General features: G+C 49.8%; 5 protein-coding genes and 2 pseudogenes. 4 read left to right on the top strand and 3 right to left on the bottom strand.

Features of this window, described 5'->3' with window-relative positions:
- Window positions 1-278 precede the first annotated feature (278 nt).
- Together P6574_RS09520 and P6574_RS09515 are read left to right on the top strand one after the other, a co-directional pair.
- A complete protein-coding gene (locus tag P6574_RS09520) occupies window positions 279-1,079 on the top strand; it encodes an SDR family NAD(P)-dependent oxidoreductase (RefSeq protein ID WP_310620073.1) in 801 nt (266 codons plus the stop codon).
- Window positions 1,080-1,367: 288 nt separating this feature from the next.
- Window positions 1,368-2,210, top strand: a pseudogene (locus P6574_RS09515) (helix-turn-helix domain-containing protein).
- Between the two features lie 40 nt (window positions 2,211-2,250).
- Here the strand turns inward: P6574_RS09515 and istB are convergent.
- The 3 genes and pseudogenes from istB to istA all read right to left on the bottom strand — a co-directional run.
- Entirely contained in the window at window positions 2,251-2,982 is a 732-nt protein-coding gene (istB, locus tag P6574_RS09510; RefSeq protein WP_310619952.1) for an IS21-like element helper ATPase IstB, read from the bottom strand.
- A complete protein-coding gene (locus P6574_RS09505) occupies window positions 2,979-3,272 on the bottom strand; it encodes a hypothetical protein (protein ID WP_310619951.1) in 294 nt (97 codons plus the stop codon). Before P6574_RS09505 ends, istB begins: the two co-directional genes overlap by 4 nt.
- Before the next feature lie 323 nt (window positions 3,273-3,595).
- Window positions 3,596-4,480, bottom strand: a pseudogene (gene istA, locus P6574_RS09500) (IS21 family transposase); the annotation flags it as partial.
- Between the two features lie 288 nt (window positions 4,481-4,768).
- Here istA and P6574_RS09495 point away from each other — a divergent pair.
- On the top strand, window positions 4,769-5,566 hold the full coding sequence (locus P6574_RS09495) for a TatD family hydrolase (RefSeq protein WP_310620072.1): 798 nt from the start codon (window positions 4,769-4,771) through the stop codon (window positions 5,564-5,566).
- The gene (locus P6574_RS09490; RefSeq protein ID WP_310620071.1) at window positions 5,566-6,378 is read left to right on the top strand and encodes an MBL fold metallo-hydrolase; all 813 of its coding nucleotides are present in this window, start codon (window positions 5,566-5,568) and stop codon (window positions 6,376-6,378) included. The genes P6574_RS09495 and P6574_RS09490 overlap by 1 nt, the downstream gene beginning before the upstream one ends.
- The last annotated feature ends 33 nt before the right edge of the window (window positions 6,379-6,411 follow it).

The following is a 6,411-nucleotide window of genomic DNA, read 5'->3' as shown; positions in this document are numbered from 1 at the left end:
AGTCCATCCCGGATTCCGGACAATCAAGTTTATTAGCCATGATTGTCTCAGGAGCCGAGAATTAGCGTAACCGGTGTTTTAACCCCACCTGTTCATAGGCGGTTATGCCGTAGAGGAGTTAAAGGCGACCTTGGTAGCACTAAGCGCCGCCGTGTCTATAAATATCTCCCACTTGTTCGCTGTCCAAGCCCATTGGATTTCAGAGCTTGCCGGATGTGCTTGAGCGGCAATTACTAGCAGGGAGATAAAATTTCATGGTTTTTGAGGGGGGACGCGAAATGGTCAAGCAATTTAGGACAGAGTATGGGGAATGGGCGTTGGTGACCGGGGCAACATCTGGGATCGGGGCCAAGCTCGCCGAACAAGTTGCTGAGCGGGGATTACATGTTGTCTTAACAGCACGCAGAGCTGGCCTATTAAAGAAAATGGCAACTGAAATCTCGCGCAACTACGGGGTCAAAACCCATGTTGTTCCCGCAGATCTTTCCTTGCCTGAGGGGATTGAAACGCTGCGGGCCATTAAGCAGGATATCGGACTCCTTGTTCATGCCGCTGGCCTTGAGGTCAACGGGGCGTTTGCGAAAACAGCGCTGGCGGAAGAAGAGCGGATGATCATGGTGAACGTCATGTCTGTTATGCAGCTGTGCCATCATTTCTGCCGCCCCATGGTTTCGCGCGGGCGCGGTGGCATTCTTTTGGTGGCAAGCATCGCCGGGCATATGCCAAATCCTTATTTTACCAGCTATGCTGGAACCAAGTCCTATGTGGTTAACTTTGCGGCCTCTCTTTATGGCGAGTTGCAGCGGAAAGGGGTCGATGTGTGTGTACTCTCACCGGGGCTGACTGACACGCCTATGGTCACGGACAATGGCGTCGACTGGGACAAAGTTTCGCTGAAGATCATGAACCCGACAGAGGTGGCAAAACGCGGCTTGGACGGACTGGGCAAGCGCCTATGCGTGGTCTCCGGGGTGCGGAACAAGTTTCTTGTTGGCACGGCAAAGTTAAGTTCCATGGCAATGAGTGCGCGTCTTGGCGAAAAAATGATGCGGCCGGCCATAGATGCGACCAGAATCTAGCCTGAGGAGGTTTCGGGTGAAGTCGTAAGCAAATTTTTATATCCGGCAGGACATTGGTTTAATTGCTCAGTGCCAGACTGGTATTTCGGGAAACACTGGTCACCGTAAATTTGCCTTTCTCAAGATCATTTGTGCGATATGGTTCCCGTGAGCCTCGCTCCATGGAACCATCCCTCAGCCGAACTCCCGATATGCTACTGCTTATACCAACAGCACCTGTTTTTGACTTGGGATGAGGATTCCAAAATCACTTGAATTATGATTCAACATTGGGAAAGGAGATTCCCAATGTCAGTGATCCCATTGCGCCGAGACTATGATGCTTCTTCGTTACGAACTCTTGCTTGCCAAAGTAAGGATGCAGGCAGAGCCGCCGCCTTCTTGCTCTTGCTGCTGTTTATGATGGGGTGTCGCGCTTGAAGGCGGCACGCATGGGCGGCATGGACTGCGAGACTGGGTGCATCGGTTTAACGCAGAAGGGCCGCAGGGCCTGTACAATCGTAAGATCCCAGGCCGTGCCCGGTGGTTAAATAAAGAGCAAATGGCTGAATTTGCAGATCTGGTTGAGGCTGGACCTGATTTACAACAGCACGGCGTAATTCGCTGGCGGCGGCGAGATCTGCAAGGTGTGATCGAGCAGAAGTTTGGGGCCAGTTATAGCGAGAAGGCTAATTCAAACCTCCTCAGAGTTCTGGGGTTTTCTCGGGTCAGCGTTCGGCCACAGCACCCGGCACAGGACGAGCAAGTTATGGAGACATATAAAAAGACTTCCATGCCCGGCTTAAAGAAATAAAAGCGCGCTTGCCCTCACAAACATCCATGGAAATCTGGTGACAGGACGAAGCCCGCATTGGTCAAAAAAATGGGCTCACCAGAAGGTGGGCAAATGGGCACACGCGGTGGTCCTGATGGATCAGGCGGGTTGGCACACAACAGTAAAAATGGCTTTCTACTCGAAGCTTTAAAAACTATCAGGAAATTGTCGATGCTACCTGTCACGCTTGGAACAAGCTTGTTCAAGAACCCCACACAATCCCATCTGTCAATAAGCATTCAAATTTGACCCACCTTCAGCACTTAAAGTTGACCCACCTTTGGGCCCAGAGCAGCCTGGCTGCAGAGGCCGTTTGAATAGGTAAGTCTGTGTAGCCAGGCTGCTCTGGGCCTCACCTTATTTTTGGTTTCCAGTCTTGGACTGTGCAAATCGGTAGGAGGAGTTTCCTGTCTCCAGAATTATGCAGTGATGGGTGACGCGGTCTATCAGCGCCGCTGTCATTTTGGCGTTGCCAAATACACTGACCCACTCTTTGAAGACGAGGTTGGTGGTCAGGATAATTGAGGTTGTCTCATAGAGCTTACCAATCAAATGGAACAGCAGTGCGCCGCCAGACTTTGGAAACGGAATATAACCCAGCTCATCCAGGATCACGCAATCTGCAGCGAGCAGTTGTTTTTGCAGCCGTCCGGCCTTGCCCTCTTTTTCTTCCTTTATCAGCGCATTGACAAGGTCAACTGTATTAAAGAACCGCACTTTCTTCTCCGCCTCAATGAGGCTGGTTCCAAGGGCTGAAGCCACGTGGGTTTTGCCGGTTCCAGGTCCGCCAATCAGGATCAGATTCTGAGCTTTGGCGGTAAACTCCCCACTGGCCAACTCTTGTAGCTTTGCCTGCTCCACAGGACACAGTGCATAGTCAAAGCTGGCAAAGTCCTTGTGATGGGGAAAGCGGGCAGCTTTCATACGATTTTGAATAATACGCTTGTGTCGTTCACTGCGCTCACAGTGGATGAGTTGGCGCAGCGCCTCTGGCAGGCTCACCGCCCTCTGGCTTGCCAGCAACTCTTTGGCCGCCTGCGCCATCCCATGTAAACGTAGCTCACTCAGCTCCTCAATCAGGCCATTCATAGGTGCTCTCCCGGGGACTGGAGGAGCAGGTCATATTGCCCGCAATTGGCAACCGGAGGCATCTGGAGGGCTGGCGTATCTTGCCCCTCAAGCGGGATCTGTTTTGGCAATGCTGGCTCTGTGAGGTCATAAAGAAGAGCAAGGATTGCAGACAGCTGCGTGGTTTTATAGTCCAACGCCAACTCACAGGCCATTTCCACGGCCTCTTGTCCATGTTTTTGGGTCAGGCTCAGTAGTTCAACAAAGTCTCGGTCCCCACCACGCTGGTTGCGATAGTGCTTCCAGATCATGGCCAGAGCCTCAGGGGCTTCCCAGTGCCGGAACGGCGCTCCATTGCGTAAAGCCCCGGGGCGCTGCTTAAGCAGCGGCAGGTAATGCCAGATCTGAAAACACTTTTGATGGCGGCCAAAGCAGCGTTTGTGCGTAGCCAGAACCCGCTGGCCATCGGTAATGGTAATGTACTGCGCATAACTGCGCAACGAGACCGTTTTAAAGCTGTACGCGCAAGGAACGGAATAGCTGTTGTATCATACTGGACCAAACAGGTGCCGCTGACACGAGCTGTCCGCTCCCGATAGCCATCGAAAGCCCGGCCTTTGGAACGCAAACAAGCATGCTCCCTCTGGAAAACCTCAGCAATCGTCTGGCTCTTGTCTTCCGGGTGACCCTTTTGCGCCAACGCCTCACAGCGCAATCGCAGATGGGCATTGAGGTCCTCAAGCGTTGCAAACGACAGTTTGGGACAAAACACTTGTCCGCGCATCACTTTGACCTGATTTTCAACCTGCCCCTTTTCCCAGCCGCTGGCCGGGCTACAGGCAACAGGCTCTGTGGCGTAATGGCTCATCAGTGCTTGAAAACGGGGATGAAATACCCGTTCCTTGCCTTTGCCGATCTGAAGCACCATGGTTTTGGGATTGTCGATAATGACCCGCTCGGGGATCCCGTCATAAAAGGCAAAAGCCTCATTAAAGGCATCCAGAACCATCTCCTGGGACTCACGCAAATAAGCAATCAGAAATGGTTTGCGTGAATGACACAGGCGAAAATGAGCCACATATATCCGTTGATCCACCCCACCAAGGCACACCACCTCATGGCTCCAGTCAAACTGCACCGCATCGCCAGCGTCAAACTCGAGCGGAACATACCCCTTTAACGGACCGCCTTTGGTTTTGAGGCGTAAAATATACCGCCGTACCGTATCATAGGACCCTTCAAAGCCTTGTAAAACTAAGGCCTCATAAAGACCACGCATACTTCGGCGCTCTCTGGAAGGACGTAAAAGGTCAGCCTCAAAAAGAGACTTGAGGTAAACTTCATAGTCCAGCAAGCTGCGCAGCGGACGCGCTGAACTCAGTTTATACTTTGGCTCGACGATATCATTGCGCAAATACTTGCGGATGGTATTACGGGAAATGCCGGTGCGCCGGCTTGCCTCCCGAATTGACACTCCATCCACCAGAACCCAACGACGGATCTTAGCAACTGTTTCCATGCATAACACCTGACTGCTTCTCCGTGCCCGAAAAGACACGAAAATTTAAACACAGAAGGTGGGTCAGTTTTCAATGCAAATTAACCCACCAGGTGGGTCAAATTCTCATGCTTTTCTACAGCCCATCAATCGGCAGCAGAACCTGGGCTAGTGTAGGTCATCATAAATGCCGTTGGTATTAATATTTGAAATTGCTGCGTGAGAGGAGGAAAATGCCATTTGCTCTCTCCCTTATTCTCCGCTATGGCTGCCATCTGTTTAACTTGAGAAAGGTGATGTCATAATCCCATGCTTATAGATAGCCATTGCCATTTGGACTTTCCTGACTTCGAAGAGGAACGAGATACGATCATTGCTCGTGCTCATGAAGCTGGAGTCAAACTTATGGTTTCCATTAATACCCGTATCCGTCAGTTCGACGCGGTCCGGGCAATCACCGAAGAGTATCCTAGTGTTTTTTGCTCTGTAGGAACCCATCCACATAATGCGGAGGAGGAGCATGGAATTTTAGCGGAGGAAATTGTGCTCCGAACCAACCACCCCAAAGTTGTCGCCATCGGGGAAAGTGGCCTTGACTATTTCTATAATAATTCTCCGAGAGCTATGCAGCAGGACTGCTTCCGTGCGCATATCGCGGCCTCTAGAGAAACTGGGCTGCCACTAGTTATTCATACCAGGGATGCTGATGGAGATACGGCAGCAATATTAAGGGAAGAAATGGGGAAGGGTACTTTTCCTGCTTTACTACATTGCTTCTCTTCTAGCCTAGAACTTGCACAAGAGGCTATAGACTTGGGACTATATATTTCCTTTTCTGGCATTTTGACATTTAAACGCTCATCTGAACTTCGGAGCATCGCAGCTCAGCTGCCCATTGACCGGTTACTAGTAGAAACTGATGCGCCTTACCTCGCCCCTCAACCTTGGAGGGGTAAACGAAATGAACCGTCCTATGTCACACACACAAATAAAGTTTTGGCGGAAGCGCACAGAATTGACGAGAAGGAAATGGCGCGTGTAACAACCGAGAACTTTTTTCGTCTATTTTCTAAGGTTCCTAAACACCTTTGGGAAGAACAGGCATAGTGAGTGACAGTCAACTGAAAATAACAATACTGGGCTGCGGTTCCTCAACTGGCGTGCCGAGAATTAATGGTGACTGGGGAGCATGTGACCCAAATGAGCCTAGAAATTGGCGTAGACGCAGTTCAATATTGCTGGAAAAACAAGGTAAAACTGGTACGACAACTATTGTTATCGACACTGGGCCGGATATTCGGGAACAATTTCTTTCGGCGAATGTCCAGAGTTTGGATGCGATTGTCTACACACATGCGCATGCTGATCATATTCATGGCATTGATGATCTCCGGTTCTTCTCTATCGTACAAAAGAAACTTCTGCCGGTTTTCATGGATTTAGAGACTTCACAGAGGCTTCGCCAAGCGTTTGACTATTGTTTTCAGACACCATCTGGGTCTGGATATCCTCCAATCATGGAAGAGTGTAGAATTATTAGTAAACAAGAATTTGTAATAAGTGGAGCAGGGGGCGCGTTACCATTAATTCCGATCCCGTTGAAACATGGACGTATAGATTCTCTTGGTTTTCGCTTTGGTGATGTGGCATATACTCCTGATCTGAATGATATTCCGAAAAGCTCCATTAATTATTTGAAGTCACTGGATTTATGGATTGTTGACGCATTGCGGTATCGACCCCACCCTAGCCATTTTTGTTTAGATGATGTTTTAAAGTGGGATGGAATCCTTCAACCCAAAAGAGTTATCTTGACTAACATGCATTCAGACATTGATTATAACAAGGTTGCACGACAGTTGCCCAAGCACATTACTCCCGCTTATGATGGGTTGGGTATATATATGGATAACTTATAATATTTTAATTCTGAACTTTACATTTGAGGGGCA

Origin of the sequence: Pseudovibrio sp. M1P-2-3 (assembly GCF_031501865.1) — a bacterium.
Taxonomy (GTDB): domain Bacteria; phylum Pseudomonadota; class Alphaproteobacteria; order Rhizobiales; family Stappiaceae; genus Pseudovibrio; species Pseudovibrio corallicola.
This window is presented reverse-complemented; position numbering and strand designations above follow the sequence as displayed.